Annotated in this window: 11 protein-coding genes; 3 read left to right on the forward strand and 8 right to left on the reverse strand. The window is 42.8% G+C overall.

The features are described from left to right. Positions 1-12 precede the first annotated feature (12 nt). Positions 13-1452, forward strand: coding sequence for a RagB/SusD family nutrient uptake outer membrane protein (locus MusilaSJ_RS25830; RefSeq protein ID WP_274987637.1), 1440 nt, complete (start codon positions 13-15; stop codon positions 1450-1452). Positions 1453-1694: 242 nt separating this feature from the next. Here the strand turns inward: MusilaSJ_RS25830 and MusilaSJ_RS25835 are convergent, their stop codons facing one another. The 8 genes from MusilaSJ_RS25835 to MusilaSJ_RS25870 form a co-directional block, all read right to left on the reverse strand. Continuing rightward, a complete protein-coding gene (locus tag MusilaSJ_RS25835) occupies positions 1695-2144 on the reverse strand; it encodes an SRPBCC family protein (RefSeq protein WP_274987638.1) in 450 nt (149 codons plus the stop codon). Next, positions 2141-2467: an ArsR/SmtB family transcription factor gene (locus MusilaSJ_RS25840; protein WP_274987639.1), complete on the reverse strand. Its 327-nt coding sequence runs from the start codon at positions 2465-2467 to the stop codon at positions 2141-2143. Before MusilaSJ_RS25840 ends, MusilaSJ_RS25835 begins: the two co-directional genes overlap by 4 nt. Next, a complete protein-coding gene (locus MusilaSJ_RS25845; RefSeq protein WP_274987640.1) occupies positions 2448-2897 on the reverse strand; it encodes an SRPBCC family protein in 450 nt (149 codons plus the stop codon). Before MusilaSJ_RS25845 ends, MusilaSJ_RS25840 begins: the two co-directional genes overlap by 20 nt. A 240-nt stretch (positions 2898-3137) precedes the next feature. Continuing rightward, positions 3138-4265 carry a zinc finger domain-containing protein gene (locus MusilaSJ_RS25850; RefSeq protein WP_274987641.1) on the reverse strand — a complete coding sequence of 376 codons (1128 nt, stop codon included), beginning with the start codon at positions 4263-4265 and terminating at the stop codon, positions 3138-3140. A 32-nt stretch (positions 4266-4297) separates the two neighbouring features. After that, entirely contained in the window at positions 4298-5413 is a 1116-nt protein-coding gene (locus MusilaSJ_RS25855; RefSeq protein WP_274987642.1) for an SPFH domain-containing protein, read from the reverse strand. Between the two features lie 163 nt (positions 5414-5576). Then, entirely contained in the window at positions 5577-7451 is a 1875-nt protein-coding gene (locus MusilaSJ_RS25860; RefSeq protein WP_274987643.1) for a RagB/SusD family nutrient uptake outer membrane protein, read from the reverse strand. Between the two features lie 16 nt (positions 7452-7467). Next, a complete protein-coding gene (locus MusilaSJ_RS25865) occupies positions 7468-10635 on the reverse strand; it encodes a SusC/RagA family TonB-linked outer membrane protein (RefSeq protein WP_274987644.1) in 3168 nt (1055 codons plus the stop codon). 820 nt (positions 10636-11455) lie between these two features. Beyond that, entirely contained in the window at positions 11456-13348 is a 1893-nt protein-coding gene (locus tag MusilaSJ_RS25870) for a 7TM diverse intracellular signaling domain-containing protein (RefSeq protein WP_274987645.1), read from the reverse strand. Between the two features lie 243 nt (positions 13349-13591). Between MusilaSJ_RS25870 and MusilaSJ_RS25875 the strand changes: the two genes are divergently transcribed. Further along, positions 13592-17749, forward strand: coding sequence for a hybrid sensor histidine kinase/response regulator transcription factor (locus tag MusilaSJ_RS25875; RefSeq protein WP_274987646.1), 4158 nt, complete (start codon positions 13592-13594; stop codon positions 17747-17749). A gap of 374 nt (positions 17750-18123) precedes the next feature. Next, a complete protein-coding gene (locus MusilaSJ_RS25880) occupies positions 18124-21138 on the forward strand; it encodes a SusC/RagA family TonB-linked outer membrane protein (RefSeq protein ID WP_274987647.1) in 3015 nt (1004 codons plus the stop codon). Positions 21139-21149 lie beyond the last annotated feature (11 nt).

A 21149-nucleotide genomic window follows, 5' to 3' on the forward strand; every position in this document is an offset into this window, starting at 1 on the left:
AATATCATTTATATGAAGATAAGAATTTTAATGGCTGTTGCGATAATTGCGTTCAGCCTTACCTCGTGTAAGAAATTTCTTGCCGAGCAGCCATACAGCTTTTTAACGCCCACAAATTTTTATAAAAACCAGGGGGATGCGGTTGCGGCTTTAAACGGTGTTTTTAGTACGATGCAGCCTCAAACCTTTTATCAGCGTACGGTTTATACGGTATCGGATAATGCTTCGGATTTGATGTACGCTGCACCCGGCTCATCAACCGACAGGAACTCGCTGACCAACCACACCTTTGCCGCGGTAAACGGCGAAATTGCCAATTGGTATATTAATGATTATAAAATGATCAAAAATGCCAATGACGTTATTAAATACGTTCCGCCGATTTCGATGGATGCAGTTGAAAAGGCAAATATTATTGGTAATGCCCGTTTTTTGCGTGGCTTAGGTTATTTTAACCTGCTTACAGCTTTTGGACAGGTGCCGCTTATCACAGAGCCCGTTACCGCTACCGATCCAAACCTGTATCCAAAAAAAGCTTCTATTGCAGCGCTTTATGACCAGGTTGTTGCCGATCTTCAATTTGCGGAAGCCAATTGCTATGTAGAGAAAAATATCGCGGCCGCCAATAAAGGAAGGGTATCCTCTGGCGCGGCATCTGCTTTATTGGCAAAGGTATTGTTAACACGGGCCAAATCAGATGCTGCAAAGGCTACCGATAGTCAGGATGCGCTCACCGAATGTAATAAGGTAATTAATGATGGCTCATACAGTTTGCTTAGCGATTATGCCAGCATCTTTAGCTCAGATAATAAATATAACAAGGAGATTGTTTTTGCCGTGCGGTTTGGCACAGCACCTAATGTTGGTAATATTATATTACGGATGTTCTATCCAACTGTATTAGGTGGGTATGGTTCATTTTTTGCTCAGAATAACTTTTTCAACAATGGTTTTCCGGATGGTAACAGGGATGTGCGTAAAACCTATAGCATATCTAACCAGGCTGTTGACAGTAAGGGTGTAACCCAAACTGTAACACCTTTTATTTATAAATTCAGGGACAGCCAATGGAAACAGGATAATAATTCCAGGTCGGATTGGTTTGTGTTACGTTTGGCCGAGGTTTACCTGTTACAGGCAGAGGCTATGAATAATATCAATCCGGCCGACCCTAACAAATTTAACGGGATAAATATAGTAAGGGCAAGGGCTGGGTTATCATTGCCTACAGACCAGCTGAATTTAACCAATACACCTACCGCTGATGCTTTTGTAAATGCTTTACTGGCCGAACGGGCTCGTGAGCTTTGCGGGGAAGGACAACGCCGCTGGGATCTTTTACGTTTAGGAAAGTTAAAAGCGGCAATGGCTGTTGTTGGCGTTACTGTTGATGATAACCATTTGTTATTTCCGATACCTCAATCTGAAAAAGACGCCAACCCCAATTTATAGTGGTATAAGGTTTGGGATGAAATTTAAATCTGTAACGTCAAGCCTTGAGGCAAGGAAGGTGCGTTGTCCTTATGCATGACAGGTCGTTGAATCCAGACTTACGAAGTAATTAAAAGCTTCGTAAGTCTTCAACAGCTTTTGTAATTGCTTTCTTCAGCATTAGCGGGATTTTGACACTCAACCTAATTGGGAGGGGACGCTGTTCATGCTCTTGAGCCGAATATCAAAACCTTACATTGTTCCTAACTTTCTTTAGGATTAGGCTCTCCTTTACCTGTAGTAATGAGGTTGTACAAACTTCCTGTAATATAACCGGTCCAGGCGTTTGAGCAAACCTCATAACATTCATGCTGTGGAACCAGGCCCTGGTGTGTGAAGCGGACTTGTGTTTTGCCGTCGTGTTCGGAAATTTCAAAGATCACTTTGGTGCCTTTCCACTCGGTTTGGTCTTTGGTGAAACTAAAATAGTTATCCAGTACAAGCCAAACCACTTTTTTGTTGGGGATTACTTCTGTTAATCTCATGGTACAGCGGTGAAGCTCCCGGGCTTTGTAGGTAAACTCATCATTGAGTTTCTCTGTGCCTCCTATAACTTCTTCCGACCACCATCCGCGAACGTTATTAATGGCATCAAAAGCCTCTTTAGAGGTTTTATCAACCGAAATGGTGATAGTTAAATCCTGATCTTTCATTTTTTGTTCATTTTATCGTTCATTAAAGCTCCCAGTTTATCCAGATTATCGCCCCAGAATTTATCATAGTAAGCTAACCAGGCCTGTAGCTCTTTAAAGCCGTCTTGTTTCAACACACAATGCCTTTCTCTGCCGATATCCTGAATGGAGATAAAACCTGCATTATAAAGCACTTTGATATGCTTTGAAACTGCAGGCCTGCTCATGTCAAAGTTTTCGGCCAGCGCGTTAATGGTGCTGCTATCTTTCGAAAGCAGGTGTAGTATCTGCCTCCTGCTTGGGTCGGCAATTACCTGGAATACATCAAGCCTGTGCTGTTCCATCTTTTTCCGCGTTTATGATCTGCAGCATTTTGTTGATAAGCACTAACCAGCCTTTTTCCATCGAGCTAAACATCAACGGGTTTACAGCGTCTTTAAAATCACGGTGTACCAGCAAAAGTTCGGTGCCATTATCTTTTTCAGTTAACGTCCAGTTCACTGTCGAATCGCTTAATTCGCCATTGCCGGGTCCGAATTTCCATGAATAGGAAAGTTTTTTTAAAGGGACTACTTCCAGGATCTTGCAATAAAAAATCCCGTCGAAATCCATTTCAGGCATAGGTTTGGCCCGGAGCTGAAATTCGTGACCTGGTATAGGTTTCAGGTCGCCTGGCATCAACCATTGCGATATCAGTTCCTGATCTGTTAGAAATTCCCAAACCACCGCGGGTGGGTGCGGGTAAAATAATTGGTGCTGAATAATTTTTGCCATGATAGGTAACTTTTAAGTTACTCAAATATATATGTAACTTATGAGTTACGCAAATTTATTTTTATTTTTATTTTGAATGTCTGAAAAGCTTGTTAAAAATGTAGAGACGCATCACATGCGTCTCCCTGCATGCAAATTGCGATAAGCAAGTGCTGTAAAGGGAGTTTACCTTATAGGAAACGCATCCATGCGTTTCTACATAAAAAATAATTGAGTGTTTTGTGTCTTAGGGCAGCTTCTCTATGCAGGATGAGCGTTTTGATACAAGATCACAACGGTTATTATCAACGCAATTACAAACAGCACGGCCAGGATAATTTTAATGGCGCTCACCGGGCGCTGGCCGATAACCTCACCTGTGCTGGCGTTAACTGTAAACTGATAAATCTTATTATTATAGTTATAAGCGCTTACCCAAACCGGCAGCATCAGGTATTTTATAGCTTTATCAAGATATTGGGTGTCGGTGCTGTCAATCCTTTGTTCGTCTCCGCCTATGTCGTCTCGTATGGCCGAATTTATCGCTCCAACGGTTTGTTCAGCTGCCTTAGCAAACCCTTGTTCCGGGCCTAACTGGTAGGTTTCGGAACGGAAGCCGCTCATGTAGCGTTCATCAAACTTAACCAGCATATTAAAATTCCAGGGGCCAAGTTTATCAAGTGTTTTTTCGGGCAATGATTTACTTGCGGGTACCATCAGGTCGCGGAAATCACATTCTACTCTTCCGGATGCGTATGACCAATCGGTATGGCGTACCTGCCTGGTTTTGGTTTGTGTTTTACCGTCGACAGTTTCTGTATAGGTCTCGGTAGTATAGTAGTAATCGCCGCGCTCACCGCTATAATCGGTTATAGTATAAGTATCATAGGTCCAGTGGGGCAGGTAAACACCTTTTAATGCTGATGATGCATCGCTTACTTTTTTAGCCAGGTCGTTTGGCGCCCACCAAAGGCTTTTAAGCCATTTTTTGAAAAAGTCAACGCCCTGTTGTTGTGTAACTGCAAACGGCAAAATATAATGCGGCGATACATATTGCTGCCCGCTTTCAAGGTCTAAAACCAGGGGGGCTGTACAAAACGGGCATTTATCCGAGGTTACAAACTGATCGAGGAGGGTTTGCGAGCCGCAGTTTTTACAGTTCACTACCTTAAGATCGGCACTTTGTTTATTGTTATCAATACCGGCGACAAATTCTTCATAATCATAGGGCAGGATATCGCGACTGTCGGGGGCGCTTTCAATGGCGTTGCTCACGCCGCAGTAATCACACAACAAATTATGAGTGCCGGGATTAAAGTGCAGTAATGCTCCGCAGCCCGAACAATTTAAAGAATTGTTTATGGCTGATGGATTGACCTGGTTGTTCATCTCGAAAATATAGATTTAGGAATAGTTGCAGATCAGGCTATCGGCGGAGGTACATTATTAAACAATTCTGCAATCTCTTCAACAGACGATGCAACCGCCCATGCAGCCATACCTTTTTTCCAAATCATGCTTTCCCTGCTTAAGGTGCCGCTGGCGATCATAGCATTAATGCCATCTATAGAGTGCGGCCCGTCTGACTTCCCGTCTTTCACAATATGATATTGGATGCCCGGCAGGGGTGGAGGAGGTGGTACATCACCACCGGTATTATTAGGAGTAACCTGATTTTGCTGAAAGATATTGCCAACCTGGCCCATCATTGCCGCGCCAACGCCTAAACCCATACCAGCTGCACCTAAATTACCACCGATGGTATTTTCGGCGGATTTTTCAATAGCATTGGCAGCCTGGAATTGTGCATAAGCGCCAAGATTACCCAATATGCCCATTTCGCTGCGTTTGTCAAGTACCTGCTCAACTTCGGTTGGCAGGGAGATATTTTCAACTAATAGTTTGGTTAGGTTTAAACCAAGTTCAGCGAAATCAGGCTGAATAGATTCTGTTATGAATTTGCCCATTTCGTTGTAGTTGGCTGCCAAATCAAGCACGTTTATTTTTGATTCGGCTACGGCATCCATCCCCCTCGAAACAACGGTGTTACGCAACTGCTCATTGATATCTTCAATGATGAAATCGGGATTAGTGGCAGCTATTTCCTTAATAAATACTTTAGGATCCTGAACCTTAAAGTTAAACGAACCAAATGCCCTCAGCCGCACCGGTCCAAACTCAGCATCGCGGATCATTACCGGGTTTTTGGTTCCCCATTTTTGATTGGTGAACTGCCGCAGGTTTACGAAGAATATATCAACCTTAAACGGGCTTTCAAAGCCATATTTCCAGCTCATTAAGGTGGTTAAAAGGGGCATATTCTGAGTTTGGAGCTCATAAGTACCGGGAGTAAATACATCGGCGATGCGCCCCTCGTTCATGAAAACAGCGGCCTGCGATTCGCGAACAATAAGTTTTGCACCCATCTTTATAGCATTATCATGGCGCGGAAATTTCCATACAAGCGTATTTTGGGTGGTATCAACCCACTCTATTACATCTATAAATTCGTTACGAAGGATATTGAACAGGCCCATATTTTTGGATGTCAGGTTTAAATAATGATTAAATATGTGAAAAAAACAAATAGGTGAATGCGCCCACTGTTAATTATTTTATGCTTTTAAATCTGCATAAAACAAAAAACCGGGCATTAGTCAATTGACTAACACCCGGCTCAAATGTTACAAATTCAAAAAATTAAGGGACTATTTTATCAAGCGGGGGGATATTGGTTTCCGCACCTGCGTATCCTTTGCTTTGGTTAATATGACCATTTACATTCAGATCGATTTCGCTTTGCGGGATAGGCCATAAAACGTGATATGGTGAAATGGTGAAGTGATTACCCGAATTGGTTACAACGTTAGGGTTTTTGTAAAAGTCGTTCTTCTCCATGATCCTGTCGTAAAAGAAGTTGCTTGTTGAAAAATTAGCTACATTATAGCTTTTTCCGTTATAAGCGGCAATTCCTGTTTGCGCAAAGATGAAAGCGATCCGGGTAAGCTCAGTTTTACGTGGCTCCTCCCAATACAGTTCTCTTTGGCGTTCGTCAAGTATAGTGCCGATATTAACTTTGCCCGGATCTGTTAACAATTGTGCATTTGCACGTGCCCTTACTTTGTTGATATCATCCATAGCAAATGCGGTTTGGCCTTTCCATACATAGGCTTCGGCGCGCAACAGGTAAGTTTCGGCTAAGCGGAAAACATACCAGTCGGTGTTGGTACCACGCGGCGGGCTCCACCATTTATCAAGCGCGATAGGGCCCGAACCAATAAACACTTTGTAATGCGGCCAGCCAAACCAGGCGCGGATGGTATCTTTTGCTCCATTTAGGAAGCGTTGCTTAACATTTGCCTCGGTATATTGCTCAAGATGCTTACCATACCATGCAGGATCGGAGGTTTTAATGGCCGGGCTATTGTAAACCAGGTCAGTCATGTTCATCCAGTTTCCGGGAGCGTGCCTTAAGTCGGTATTATCTGTCCAGATGTATTTGGTAGCGTAAGGCGTACCGCGTAAGCGGCCAATACCACGGCCATACCATAAAGTAAGCGGAAATTCTTCGGTTACTTTATCTGAAATGCCCGGTTTCAGCGCTCCGGGAGTAAGAATAGTACCGTTATGCCACATAGGCACACAGTTCCTCATCACCTGCGATCCGTTTGGTGTAGCGCCGTCAAGTGTTTCGCGGTCAAGCACTACATATAAAGCTTCGGCGTTTGTTCCCAAAGCCTTGTTTTCGGGGCGGTGAAGGTCCCAGATGATGTTTTTAGATGCATCGCCCGCAACTATACCAAAACGATTGGTCATGAGGTGATATGGGCCGTTGATGGCAACGTTGGCGGCTGCAATGGCATCATCAAATAAACCAAGTGCCAGATCAACTTTAGCTAAAAGGTGGGCAGCGCCGCCTTTGGAGATATCGCCTTTAGCGTTCGCATCGGTAAGATTAGCTACAGCGAACTCCAGGTCTGTTTTCATTTGCTTCAGGATAACGATACGCTGCGTGCTGAAGTAGCCTGTGTTTACCGCGGTTTCTTCTTTTAGCAGCAATGGCACATCACCAAACTCATGTACTAAACGATAGTAGCGGTAAGCCCGGTGAAATAAAGCTGTCGCTTTTACCAGGTTTTTATCGGCGTCTGAAGACCATTTAATGTTATCCAGCCTCGATAAAATAACGTTACAATCATGGATGCCTTGGTACCATGCGCTCCAGTAGCGACCTATCTTGTTATAGTCGTCACTGTTTAAGTTTGCGGTAGGGGTGATCCGCGCGTTCAGATCCTGTGCCGGCGTGGTTTTATCGGTAGTACCTTCAACTGCGGCATCAGTAAATATCGATTCAGTAAGCAACGGGGCCGAGTCGCCAAAGTATTCAAACCTGACGCTTACATTTAGCGTAGCTAAAGCGGCTTTAAAAGCAGCAGGTGAAGTATAAGTTACGTCGGGTGTAAATTTTGAAGGTGCCTGCGGATACAGATCAGCCCGCTTGGTACAGCCCCCGGTTATAAATATGGTTGCCGCTGTTAAAGCCGCAGCCATGGTGTTTTTGTTTATCTTTTTCATGTATTAAATCCCTCCTTTAAAAAACTACGTTAAACCCGGCTGATAAATATCTTGGAGTAGGACCGCCGTTTTGCGGGTCCCAAAGCGGCCAGCTTGAAAACACAGCGGCATTGCTTGCATTTACAAATAATTTGGCGCTTGATATGCCCAGGCGTTTGATAAGCTGCGGACTGAAAGTGTAGCCGATAGAAGCGGTTTGCAGCCTTACAAACGAAGCTTTACGCCAAACGTTAATAGTTGTGCCTGATGAACCTGAGTTTAAGCGGGCATAATCATCAATTTCGTTATCAGGTGTCCAGTAAGGTAATACGTATGAATTCATACGCGCAAAGCCTACGCTGCCGGGGTTGTTTAATGCCTGGTTGTATTGTCTTAACTGACCAATGCTTGATACCAGCAGGAACGATACATCGAAATGTTTAAGGAAATTGAAATCATTGCGTAACGACCAGCTAAAGCGTGGATTGGTTGAACCCAGAAATTGCTTATCATCATTAGTGAATTTAAAATCGCCGTTTACGTCCTGTAGTTTAAAATCACCGGGTTTAGCGCCGTATTTAGCTGCTTCAGTAGCATCGGCGGTTTTCCAAACACCCAGGATCCTGTAATCCCAAACAGCGTTTATATCGTGACCAATGAACCAGCCGTTGCCTATATCATCTTTTTCGACATTAGTAGTAACACCATTGGCATCGGTAACCGGGAATGCACCATACAGGTGAACAATTTTGTTGCGGTTTAAGAAAAACGTTCCGCTGGCATTCCAGTTAAAGTTTTCGCTTTTGATGATCTTGCCATCCAATGAAATTTCAAACCCCTTGTTGTTAACCTGGCCGATGTTGGTGTATGGGTTGGAATTGTTAGCCCCACCAACTAAATCGCCCGATGAGTTGTAGCCCTGAACATCAAGAATACTTCGTTTAACCAGCAGGTCGGTAGTTTTACGGTCATAAACATCTATTGAACCGCTTAATCTGTTATGCAGTATGGTGAAATCCAAACCAATATTAGGGCCTACGGTACGTTCCCATTTCAACTGAGCGTTTTGCAGGGTGCTTACATAAATACCACTGTTGTTGATAACTGTACCCGAGTTGTTTGCCGTTGGATATTTAACGCCGCCCAATACAGCCAACGAGATAGATGGGTCGGCAGTGGTTGTAGATGTACGGTTACCGTTTGCACCGTAGCTGAAACGTAATTTACCATAGTCAAGCCATTTAAAAGCGTCACCTTTCATGAAGCTTTCATCACTGAATACCCATGCTACTGCTGCCGAAGGATATACCTCCCGAGGGTTCTGCAAACCAAATGCTGAGAAACCGTCGCGGCGTACGGTGGCGGTAACAATGTATCTGCCTAATAAGGTATAATTGATCCTGCCCATGATGGCATCGGCATTATAAATTCGGTCATCGCTGCTTTCTACAGGTAAGTTACCTGCACCGATGTTGTGGTAGCCCAAAATATCAGTTGGTGTTAACTGCGTGTTTGAAGCATTGGTATACCAGGTTTGATACTTTTCTTTGTTAAGCAGGAAGGTTGCATCAAAGCTATGGATGCCAAATGTTTTGTTCCAGCTTAATATGTTATCGAGGTTGTACCTGTAACGGTTTTCCTGAGTACGGATAGCAGTACCACCCGAAAGCTCGTTAGGATTAGCTACGGGGCGGAAAAAGAAGTTCCTATATGATTCTATGGTTGGCGCATAATTCACCGTATACTTAATACCGAAAGGAAGATCCAAACGGGCAAAAAGTACGGAGAATAAGGTGTTTTGAACAGCCACGTTTTGATTGTAGCGGTTCCCGAGGAATGGGTTACGCTGATTCAAACCACTATCATCGGTATCGATACGGCGTAATGAACCATCGGCATTGTACACATCTCCATAAGGAGATGAGTTAATGATCTGCGTCCAGTCGGCTTCGGTAGCATCAATACCCTGGCCACTGAGCGGGGTGCTGGCTGCACCTTCATCGCGGCTTGCAAATTGCGCATTTACACCAAGGGTTAAAAATTTAGCAGCTTTGCCTTCGAGGTTTACTCGGAAACGGCCATCGGTATATTGACCGCCCTGGATCAGGTTTTGGTTTTTAGTATAGTTGCCCGATACATAGTATTTAACGGTTTCTGAACTTCCCGAAAAGCTGCCGGTATAATCCTGACGGAAGCCATTGCGGAAGATCAGTTTTGACCAGTCGGTCATTTTACCAGCCTGGTAGTTGGCAATCTCGTTCGGGAATAAACCCAAACGCTGTAGCCAGATGGTAGTTGGATCGCCTGTAGCGCCATTAAGGAATTGGGCAAGCGTTACACCATCAGGTAGTTTGTTAGGGTTGCTGTAGTAATAGTACGGGTTTGAAGTATTGGAGCTGCGGGCACCGTCGGCACGCCAGTTAAGAAAGCCGTCGCCGGTGTAATATTTTTGATTTTGCAACAATTGAGCAATGCCAAAGTTGGCATTTAAGGTGATTTGAGTGCCGCCTTTTTTTCCTTTTTTGGTAGTGATAGCTACAACGCCGCCTGCCGATTGAGCACCATATACCGCAAGTGCGCTTGGGTCGCGGAGTACATCAACACGGTCGATATCGTTAGGGTTGATATCAGCCAGCTGGCCGGGATAAATAACACCATCCAATACGATAACAGGCTGAACATTGCCCGAAAGAGAGGCTTTACCCCTGATCTGCAGGTCGCCGGTACCGCCGCCTTTGGCCGAGGTATTCAAAGCAACCGAAATTCCCGGGATATTTCCTCTGATAATGTCGGTGGCACTGGCTGGGTGCTCGTTTTCTAATTTCTCGGCCTTAACACTGCTGATGGCACCGGTAACATCTTTAACGGCACGTGTGCCGTAGCCTATTACTACAACTTCTTCCAATTGTTTGTTAGCATCGGCCAGTGTTACATCAATAGTTGTGCGTCCATTAACTGGCTGCTCTTGTGTGGCCGAACCCACAAAGCTGAAAACAAGTGTAGCGTTGCTGTTGGCTGTGATAGAATAGCTGCCTTTTAAATCCGTAACTGTCACTGCACCTGTTGACTTGTTTTTTACAGTGGCACCAGGTATTGGCAGGCCCTGGCTGTCTTTAACAATACCTTTCACGGTAACGTCCTGTGCTAAGGACCGTGTTAGTATTGTAATAAGTAAAACAAAAATTAGCGTAATTTTTTTCTTCATAATTAATTGCTGTTTAGTTGGTTAAGCAGCACTTGGCTGCCGGAATGGGCTATGGGCAAACCTGGTTTACACCATAGCGATGCAGGTAAGAACTGCTGTGCAATCTTTACTTCATATAAGCGATTTATTGGTTAAGCGTATTACTAATTGGTATTTGGTGGGGGTAAATTTAACGTGGAATAAACCAATAATGCAATAGGTTTATCTTATGTAAGTTATTGATTTTAAGATGTTTAAATAAATTTTGATACGTTTTGATAACGAGAAACTCAAACGTTGAAGTGGCGTATTTACAGCGGGTTACACCCGGTTTGTTTTTGCAGCTGATACGCTTTGTGAACAAGAAAAAAAAGTGAAAATAATTTGAAAAATGACAATGGAGGGAATCTGGGAGGTGGTTAAAACCTGCTTAATTATCAGAGAAATGAAGTTTTCGCGACGTCAGGATCTCCTGCGAGCTTGGGCTAATGCACAAACCTAATAGCAAATGGCTATTGCCAATTGATCGGTCAGCGTGGGTTGAACCCCTCTTGGGCTCGTACAAGAGGGTAGGACATTATTTCTACAAACCTTTTCCCCTTCCGGGGAATTATATAATTTAATAAACAACCATTAATGAGATGTACTTAAGGACGGGCGCACCAGAGGCGCAAAAGGTTTGTAGCACGAAAAATTATAAAAGTATGCCTTGCACAGAGGGCAAAACGAGACGGATTACTGAGAATAAACCATTGTCGGCCTCAGAGCGCCACGGTGTTTATACCAAATAAAGGAGTATGTTTTGGCTCCGTGCCTCCTATCAACATTCAGAGAAGCTGTCTCACATCACCAGCACCGTCCATCCTTGCTGATCATTCTTCTTGCGTGATTTTTTCTTTTCCTGCAATACCTTTTTTATGCGGATGGCATAGGTCCAGCAGGTGCTTTGCCTGATATCGAGCTTTTCAGATAATTGGTGCGAAGATATGGTGCCGTTGGTGCTGTAAATAAGATAAGTGAGGTAAAAAGCCTTATTAATCGGAATGCGGCTGTTTTGAAATATGGTGTTATGCAGGGCCGATTCTTCATAACTGCATTTGGTACACCGGCGGCTGTGCGGCAACCTTCCGGCACAGTAGGTTGTATTCGAACACCGGGTGCAAATAAAGCCATCTTTCCATTTTAAAGCCGACAGGAATTTAAAGCAGGTTTCCTGATCGGGATATTTAGCGCTGAATTCTTCATAGCCAAGCTCTGTAGATAACGCGCGTGATTCGGTAACCTTTTCAATATTGGTTTTGAGCTGAACATTATCTTTTTCAAGTAAAACATTCATTCTTAATATTTCACCGGCCTGCTTTTCCAACTGCTCGTTGGCCCGTAACAATTCTTTGTTTTGGTTTTCGATGATCTGGCTTTGTTGCCTCACCTCGTTTGATTTTTCAACCAGTTCATGCGTGCGGATTTCAACCTGACGCTCCAATTCCTCATTTATCGAATCCTTCAACTGGCTGTTCAAATGCATTTGCCGTATGGTTTCTTCATGGGCTGCATCCTTCTCTTTCCGCAGGATCCTTACCTGATCGCCAATGGCAAATGATAACAGCACCATCTCAATAATAAAGCAAAAACTAAGGCTATAGTAACTTATAGGGGCGGGCAAAAAGTAAGCATAACCAAGGGCGGTAAACGCTTTCACTATAAATCCTACAAACAAAATCGAGTAGGCCAGCACAAAGAAGCGGGCCGGCTTGTAGCCGTTTTTATAGATATACACACCGGTAGCAAAAGCCAGCGATAGCGGGATCACTTCAACAAACTTATATACAAACAGCGAATTGTTGAAGATAAGACAGTACAGAAAATAGGTAGTGCGCAGTAATAACACATAATTGATTAGTCTGTTAAACTGTGGAGCTTTTGTTTTAACCTGCAATAACTCCTTGCTGAATATCAAGGCACAAATACTGGTGAAATATAGGGCGGTGCCGTTTCCGTAATTATTCAAAGCTGGTGCCCCCGGCCATAAATATTGGAACGCGATGCCATCGGCACTCATTTCGTAAAGGCCTACGCTTAAAATGTAAAATACGTAGTACAGGTATTGTTTCTTTTTAACTGCCAGGAACATGAGCAGGTTATGGAAACAAAAAATGAGGATCATACCATAAAACAGGCCGTAGGTTAAGTATTCATTAAGCGCATAATGGATAAAGTAATTAATGGTACGGTAAACTATGATAACGTTTACTGCATTGTGCGATTTGATCCTGAAATAATAAGTATGATAGCCAGGTTTGGTATCCCCGATCAGAAACTCAAAGTTTTTATGATGAAAAAGCCTGCTGTTGAAATTAAGATTAGCGCCCGATTCATTTTTGATATAGTTGCCTGCCGCATCAGGCATATAAGCTGTTACCTCATCAGTTGTTTGATCAAACAGCTCAATGATACTGTTGTTGTTTACGGGTTCACTAAAGTACATCCGTACGCGGAACCAGTAGGTGGAGTTTTTATGGTGATTGCTGGGGTAGTATGAGCTGTTTTCGGTAAAAGAGGAGCTCATTTCCTGTATATTCCGGAAAGTTAGCTTCCCGGTGCTATCCTGCAGGTATTTTATCTCGTTAAGGGTAAACTTATGTTGCTGAACGCTTTTATCAACCCTGAGTATATTTTGAGCACGAGAAGTAAGTGTCCACAGGCTTAAATAAAAAATAAATAAATACTTAGTCAATGCAGGTAAATGTTTAATCAAATGTTTTTAATAAGCAGTGTAGCCTGCAATAATTACGCAATCATTTAAATGCATAATCATGGCATTCCCTATTTTTAAGGATGATGGCTATATGTAATAAATGTTTTATTAAGAACCGGTTTATAATATCCCAAATATAATTAATTGTTAATTATTTGTCTTCAATATCGGTGTTATTTTCTTCATATCTTTTGATACGCTTTTGATGCGTTGCAATTCCTGATGTACCAAAACAGGATAAAATTTGCGAATGAAAGCCTGCTATATTTTGATACCTTTGAAAGCAACCAGTTATTGATTATACGGCGAATGTTTCAGCAATTAAAGGCCTTTTTGCTTATTTCTTTTTTGTGCTATTCTTTAGCAGCTTCAGCAAAAGGTCCTGGTTTTCCCGTTAGGTATTTGGGTATTGAAGATGGCCTTTCAAATAATGCGGTAACCTGTATTACGCAGGATAAATATGGCTTTATGTGGATGGGGACTTATGACGGTCTTAACCGCTATGACGGCTATACCTTTAAGGTTTTTCGGAATATTTGGGATGATAAAAATTCACTTGTCAATAACCACATCAAGTCCATCAAGGCCTGCGGCGGACGAATATATGCAGGAACTGAAAAAGGCCTGATGTATTTTGATTATGTCGATTCCCGCTTTCATGCGCTTTACTGCTATAATGAAAAACATCAGCCTGTTAAGATTGGGTTTAACATTAACGAAATAGTCGCCGACCGGTTGGGGAATGTTTTCGCTACCAATGGCACATACGGCTTCCTGAAATTTGGGAAAACAGATACCATTGGTAAAGAGATCCTGTATGATGCAAAAACAAAACGGTTTAATACCATTGCTGCCCAGATGGATAAGCAGGGCACTATCTGGGTCCTGGTAAATGGGGTTGGGCTTGGGAGGTACGATGCAGCAACTGAAAAGATAAAAATTGTAGCTCCTGAACTGGCATATGCAGGCTGTATGACCATTGATGGAAAGGGTAAAATAATTGCAGGCTCTGGTAACGAGTTGTTGATGTATGATCCCGTCACCCTGAAAACTACGAGGCTCGATAACGGGTTTAACAAAGTGACCAGCAACAATATTTTTAGCCTCACCACAACAAAAAACGGCGATATCTGGATTGCAACCAATGGAGGAGGAATCAAAGTTTGGAATCCTGCGGCCAATACGCTCACCTATATCAATGCAGGCGAAACACCTAATAGCTTACGCAGCGATGCTGTTGATGCTGTTTATGAGGATGATGAATCCCGGATCTGGATAGCGACCTTACGTGGCGGCGTAAACATTATTGACCGTAAGCCGGCCTCATTTCATGTATTTGCGCATGATGCTTTTAATAAAAATAGTGTTATCAATAATTTTATCCTGTCGTTTTGCGAAGATAAACAGCATAATGTATGGATTGGCACTGACGGCGGCGGGTTAAATTACTGGAACATTAAAACAAATACGTTTACTGCCTATATACATCAAAATATCCCGGGATCTATCAGCAGCAATTTTGTTGTAAGTATTTTAAACGACTATACCAACAAAATATGGGTGGCAACCTTTAACGGTGGCATTGATGCGTTTGATAATACAACCGACCGGTTTAAACATTATAGCTGTTATAACCCCGTAGATAAAAAAGAGGAACGGAACTTTTGGAAGCTTTATGAAGATTCGCAGCACCGCTTGTGGGCGGGCAGCACCTGGGGAGGTGCTTTGTTTTTATATAATCGTGCAAAAGACCAATTTGAACTTTTTGATAACAACCTGGTAAATATCCACGCGCTTTTTGAAGATCATGCGGGTAATTTATGGGCGGGAAATTATAGCCGTCTCATCAAAATAGATGTTCAGCATAAAAAACACCAGATTTATTTTATCGGCCAGGCCATCAGGGCTATTACCGAAGATAATAAACGCAATTTATGGATTGGTACCGAAGGCGGAGGCCTGCTTCAATATAATGCCAACACCCATCAGTATAAAAGATACACGGAATCGGCCGGCTTACCCAGTAATACTGTGCTGAATATATTGGTTGATAACAGCGGGAATTTATGGTGCAGTACTTATAACGGCCTTTCTAACTTTAATGTAACAACGGAAAAGATCACCAATTACAACGCATCTGATGGATTACAAAGTAACCAGTTTAATTACAACGCGGCCTTAAAACTGGCATCGGGCAAAATGTTGTTCGGCGGTATAAAAGGGTTTAATTTGTTCTCGCCTGATAGTATTGCCCCTTACGCGCACCAGCCCCGGCTCATGCTTTCTGATTTTAAAATAAACAATGTATCAATTGAACTCGATAGTGCATATAGCCCAAAACTGCCGTTAAATGAAATAAAGAAAGTAACTATCCCGTTTAGCCAGGCTACGCTGAACATCAGTTACACAGCGCTTGAATATTCATTTCCCGAAAAGATCTCCTACGCCTATTACCTTGAGGGCTGGGACCATGGCTGGAATTATGTAGGCAAACTAAAGTCGGCCTATTTTTCGCGTCTCAATGAAGGCTCCTATACACTGAAAATCAGGGCCACCAATACAGAAGGACAGTGGACAGCGCCACCCATCACCATTAAAATTATTGTTTTGCCACCATGGTACCGCACCTGGTGGGCCTATATAATTTATCTGTCATTAATAGTTGCTATAGGCTACGCGTTTTACAGATACAGATTAAACCAGGCCGGGCTCAGGTTTAAGGTAAAGCTCGCCAACCTGCAGGTGGAGAAAGAAAAGGAACTTAATGAAAAGAAGCTGACCTTCTTTACCAACGTATCGCACGAATTCAGGACCCCGTTAACGCTTATTATCAACCCCATCAAAGATCTTCTTAATCAAAATAAAGGCAATACCGAAGAGCTGAGCACAATTTACCGCAATGCGCGCCGACTGCTTGGTTTGGTTGATCATTTGCTGCTTTTCAGAAAAACCGAAAGCGAAAATGCTTCGCTGAAGGTGAGCAGATTAAATTTTGTGATTTTGTGTAACGAGGTTTATTCGTGCTTTATTCAGCAAGCCAAAATTAAACATATTCGTTATACCCTTGAGGGCGGATTAGATGCCATTGAGGTATACTGCGACCTGGAAAAGATAGAAATAGCTTTGTTTAACCTCATTTCAAACGCTATAAAGTTTACTCCGGATAGGGGAATTATCCATGTTGTAATTGAACAGGACGATACTTATGTATATTTTAAAGTAATTGATAATGGTATAGGCATCAATACGGAAGCCGGCGACAGACTGTTTGATAAATTTTACCAGGCAAAGGATAAAAACTATTTCCGTAAGGGTTTTGGGATAGGCTTATACCTGGTTAAGGTTTTTATTGAAAGTCATAAAGGTAATATCAGCTACTCCAACAATCCCGATGGGGGTACCACCTTTGTGCTTGCGTTACCGAAGGGTAAAGCACATTTTTCGGGAGAGATTATCGTTGACGATGTTGTACCTGATTATACTTATGTAAATGAGCTTATTAGCGAAGATAACAAAGATGTTATGCCGGAAGACGATGACCTGGCAGCGTTGGAGCTATTCAGCTCGGCCAGGCATACACTTATAGTGATTGATGACAATGACCAGATCCGTACATACATCAAAAAGATTTTTACTCCCGGATATAACGTAATTGAGGCCCAGAACGGTACCACGGGCCTCGAACTTATCAAGAAGCATATTCCCGATGTAATTATAAGCGATATTGTAATGGACGGCATTAGCGGGCTTGATTTGTGCCGGATTGTTAAAGAAGACCAGGCCATAAGCCATATCCCAGTTATCCTTTTAACCGGGGATACAACGCCCGATATTATGCTAAAAAGTATAGACGAGGGAGCTATTGACTTTTTACGCAAACCCTTTGATAAAGAATTACTCATAGCAAAGGTAAAAAGCGTGTTGCGCAATAAAACTGAGCTTCAGAATTACTTTTATAAGGAGGTTACCAAGAAAAGCACCGGTCGAAGTATTTCGCAGGAGAATAAAGACTTTCTGAACAATTGTATTTCGGTGATTGAGCATTATTTTACCGACGATAAGTTTGATGTATATGTGCTGGCTAAGGAGATCGGGATCAGCTATGCAACCTTATTTAAACGTCTTAAAAATATCACAGGGCAATCGGTCAATAACTTTATCCGTTTTGTACGCCTGCGCAAAGCTGCCGAATTACTCATTCAAACCAATTGTAATGTTAACGAAGCCGCGTTCCAGGTTGGCTTTAGCGATGTGAAATATTTTCGCGAACAATTCTTCAAACAATATGGGATCAACCCGTCTGATTTTATCAAAAAACACCGCGCCAGTTTTCAAATTTCGTATCGCATAAACGAGTTTGAGAAAAACTCTTCTAAATAGGCCTGTCTTTAACAGTGTTGGTGTGCCATCACAAGAAAAGCTTTCCGGAAAAATAAAAGTGAATTTGACACTTATTTTCTTGTGTATTCTACAAAAACTATCAAAAGGAGCGTTTTTTATACATTTTGACCCCGGTAATTTATAGTTTTACCCCTCTCTCGCAAAGCCAAATTCCACTTATTTCGTTTCAACCGACAGGCAATAATCAGTACCAATATTTTATTGCCGGCAATTCATAAACTAAAAATTAATGCAATGAAAATTTCAAAAATGTGCTGCCGGGCAGCTAATGCCGTGGTGTTAAACCGTCCCGGATAGGCTTAGTCACCACCCAAAATTCCAAATTAAATGAACCCTATAAACCAAATTAAATTATGAAATATAGATTTACTCTCTTAAAAAGTTTTTCCGTATTGCTTTTAATGATGATGCTCACAGGCATTGCTCAGCTGGCAAGCGCGCAAACAAAAATTAATGTAAAAGGTGTTGTAAAAGATGCCACCGGCAATGTGTTGCCTGGTGCAACTGTAAACATCCAGGGCACAACCCAATCAACCACAACCGATGTTAATGGCGCTTTTAAAATAGAGGTTGCCGAAGGCTCAACGTTAAAGATCTCTTTTGTGAGCATGGTAGCCAAATTCATTGCGGTTACAAAAAATACCACCACACTAAATATCGTGCTTGAGGATAGTAACAAGCAGCTTAACGAAGTAGTAGTGGTAGGTTACGGTACGCAAAAACGTTCGGACGTTACCGGCTCGGTTACAACGGTACCAAAGTCCCGCCTCTCGCAGTTACCTGTTACCAACGTTTTGCAGGCTGTAGAAGGAGCTGTTGCCGGTGTAACTGTAACCACATCATCATCTATTCCTGGCCGTCAGCCTTCGGTTACGGTGAGGGGGCAAAATTCTATTTCAGCTGCTTCAGGCCCTTTTGTGGTGGTTGATGGTATTCCGCTTACCAAAAGCGGCGGATCGCTTAATGATATTAATCCAAATGATATCGCATCAATGGAGATCCTGAAAGATGCGTCGGCCGTGGCAATTTATGGCGCTAATGGTTCGCAAGGTGTAATCCTGATCACTACAAAACGCGGTACCACCGGTAAACCGGTTATCCGTTATAACGGTTATGCAGGTTACGAAAACCTTGCGCACATTCTTAAACCCCGCGACCCAGCCTCCTTTACGCAGAAATTCCTCGATTATGAGTCGCAAAATCACTTAACCCAACAATTTCCGGAGCCAGTATATAATAACTCCGAAAGGGCAAACTATGCAGCAGGCCGTACTATTGATTGGGTGAAAGAAGTTACTCAGCAAGGTTTTATGCAGGATCATAACCTGAGTGTAACAGGCGGTACACCCGATGTTAAATACTTTTTATCAGGCGATTACCTGAAACAAAAAGGTGTGATAAAAGGCTATCAGTATAATCGGGCAAGCGTACGGTCAAACTTGGATGTAAACGTAACCAGCTATCTGAGTGTAGGCGCGAACTTGTATTTTGCTAATAATAATTATGACGGCGGCAGGGCAAACTTACTGAACGCTACAGCCATGAGCCCCTACGGTAACGTATATAATGCCGATGGCACTTATACCATTTACCCTATGGCCCCCGAACAGCTATATGTTAATCCTCTGCTTGGTTTAACTACCGACCAGATAAACCGGAGCGTAAACATTAGCGGCAACGGTTATGCCGAAGTGAAATTTGGCGGGGTGCTTAAAGGTTTAAAATACCGCCTGAACGCAGGGTATACGTACCTGCCTACCCGTGTTGATAGCTACAGCGGCCGTTTGGCTAATACGCCTTTAGGTTCGGCAACCGCGGTAAGTTCCGAAACAAATAGCTACACGCTGGATAACCTGTTGCTTTATACCCGCGATTTTGGTAAGCACCGCATTGATTTCACAGGCTTATACAGTGCTCAACAACGTAAATATTTCATTTCGGGGATAGCCGGTACCGGTTATATAAACGATGAACTATCATTTAACCAGATTGGCATTGGTGCAACGGTATCAGGTGCAAGTGTAAATGGCTTTTCGGGCACCTATTCAGACAGGTATGCGCTTAATTCGCAAATGGCCAGGTTGAATTATTCGTATGACAGCAGGTACCTGGTAACCCTGACGGTTAGACGCGACGGATCATCGGTGTTTGGTGCCAATACTTCAAAATACGGATGGTTCCCGGTTGCAGCCCTTGGCTGGAATGTGAGTAATGAGGATTTTCTCAAAAACTCAAAACTGATCAATAGTTTAAAGCTTAGGGCATCATATGGTAAAACCGGTAATGAGGCGGTAAGTGTGTACAGAACCATAACATCGGATGGTACAGTAAGGTTCCCCTTTAATGGGGTAAGTACTGTAGGTATACAGGCAAGCAATCTTGGTAATGGTAACCTGCACTGGGAGAGCACTAATCAGGCTAACATCGCCGCTGACTTTTCCGTACTTAAAAGCCGCATTAATGGTACAGTTGAATACTATGATTCGAGGACTTATGGTTTGTTGCTAAGCCGGTCTCTGCCAACAATAACCGGTTACAACCAGGTTGTTGATAACATAGGTAAGGTAGCCAACAAAGGTGTTGAGGTAACTTTAAATACCCGCAATATCGATGGCAAAGATTTCAGATGGGAAAGTACCATTGTGTTTGCTGCAAACAAAAATAAAATTGTTGATCTGTATGGCGATGGTAAGGACGATATTGGTAATAAGTGGTTTATCGGCAAACCCGTTGGCGTAATATATGATTACAAAATGACAGGTGTTTGGCAAACCGGCGAAGATCCTTCAAAACAGGATCCGGTAGCTAAACCGGGCGATTTGAAATTTGCCGATATCAATGGTGATGGTAAGATCACTGCTGATGGCGACAGGGTAGTGCAAGGACAAACTTCACCAAAATGGACGGGCGGTTTAACCAACACATTCCATTATAAAAATTTTAACCTCAGTATTTTTATCCAAACTGCGCAGGGTATGCTGAAAAATAACGCCGATTTAAATTATGCAGATGAACCGGGCCGGAGAAACACGCCTGCAGAGGTTGGTTATTGGACACCAACCAATAACAGTAATGAGTTTCAGTCATTAACCTACACCAATACACGTGGCTATGGTTATCCGCGCAATGCAAGCTATACCCGTATTAAGGATGTTACCTTTAGCTATGTTTTACCACAAAGATTGCTTGATAAAGCAGGCATAAGTGGTTTAACCTTCTATTTGAGCGGTCGTAACCTGAAAACCTTTACAAACTGGATAGGATGGGATCCTGAGGCCAGTTACTCAACCCGCGGATCGGGCGATTGGACAAACAATTATCCACAAACCCGTACAATAATTTTAGGTGCTAATATTTCCTTAAAATAACAAACCAGTAA

The organism is Mucilaginibacter sp. SJ, assembly GCF_028993635.1.
Lineage (GTDB): Bacteria > Bacteroidota > Bacteroidia > Sphingobacteriales > Sphingobacteriaceae > Mucilaginibacter.

Excerpts from the sequence above, each read along its gene's own strand:
- MusilaSJ_RS25830 (WP_274987637.1), top strand. The coding sequence starts at position 13 with ATGAAGATAAGAATTTTAATGGCTGTTGCGATAATTGCGTTCAGCCTT.
- MusilaSJ_RS25835 (WP_274987638.1), bottom strand. The coding sequence starts at position 2,144 with ATGAAAGATCAGGATTTAACTATCACCATTTCGGTTGATAAAACCTCT.
- MusilaSJ_RS25840 (WP_274987639.1), bottom strand. The coding sequence starts at position 2,467 with ATGGAACAGCACAGGCTTGATGTATTCCAGGTAATTGCCGACCCAAGC.
- MusilaSJ_RS25845 (WP_274987640.1), bottom strand. The coding sequence starts at position 2,897 with ATGGCAAAAATTATTCAGCACCAATTATTTTACCCGCACCCACCCGCG.
- MusilaSJ_RS25850 (WP_274987641.1), bottom strand. The coding sequence starts at position 4,265 with ATGAACAACCAGGTCAATCCATCAGCCATAAACAATTCTTTAAATTGT.
- MusilaSJ_RS25855 (WP_274987642.1), bottom strand. The coding sequence starts at position 5,413 with ATGGGCCTGTTCAATATCCTTCGTAACGAATTTATAGATGTAATAGAG.
- MusilaSJ_RS25860 (WP_274987643.1), bottom strand. The coding sequence starts at position 7,451 with ATGAAAAAGATAAACAAAAACACCATGGCTGCGGCTTTAACAGCGGCA.
- MusilaSJ_RS25865 (WP_274987644.1), bottom strand. The coding sequence starts at position 10,635 with ATGAAGAAAAAAATTACGCTAATTTTTGTTTTACTTATTACAATACTA.
- MusilaSJ_RS25875 (WP_274987646.1), top strand. The coding sequence starts at position 13,592 with ATGTACCAAAACAGGATAAAATTTGCGAATGAAAGCCTGCTATATTTT.
- MusilaSJ_RS25880 (WP_274987647.1), top strand. The coding sequence starts at position 18,124 with ATGAAATATAGATTTACTCTCTTAAAAAGTTTTTCCGTATTGCTTTTA.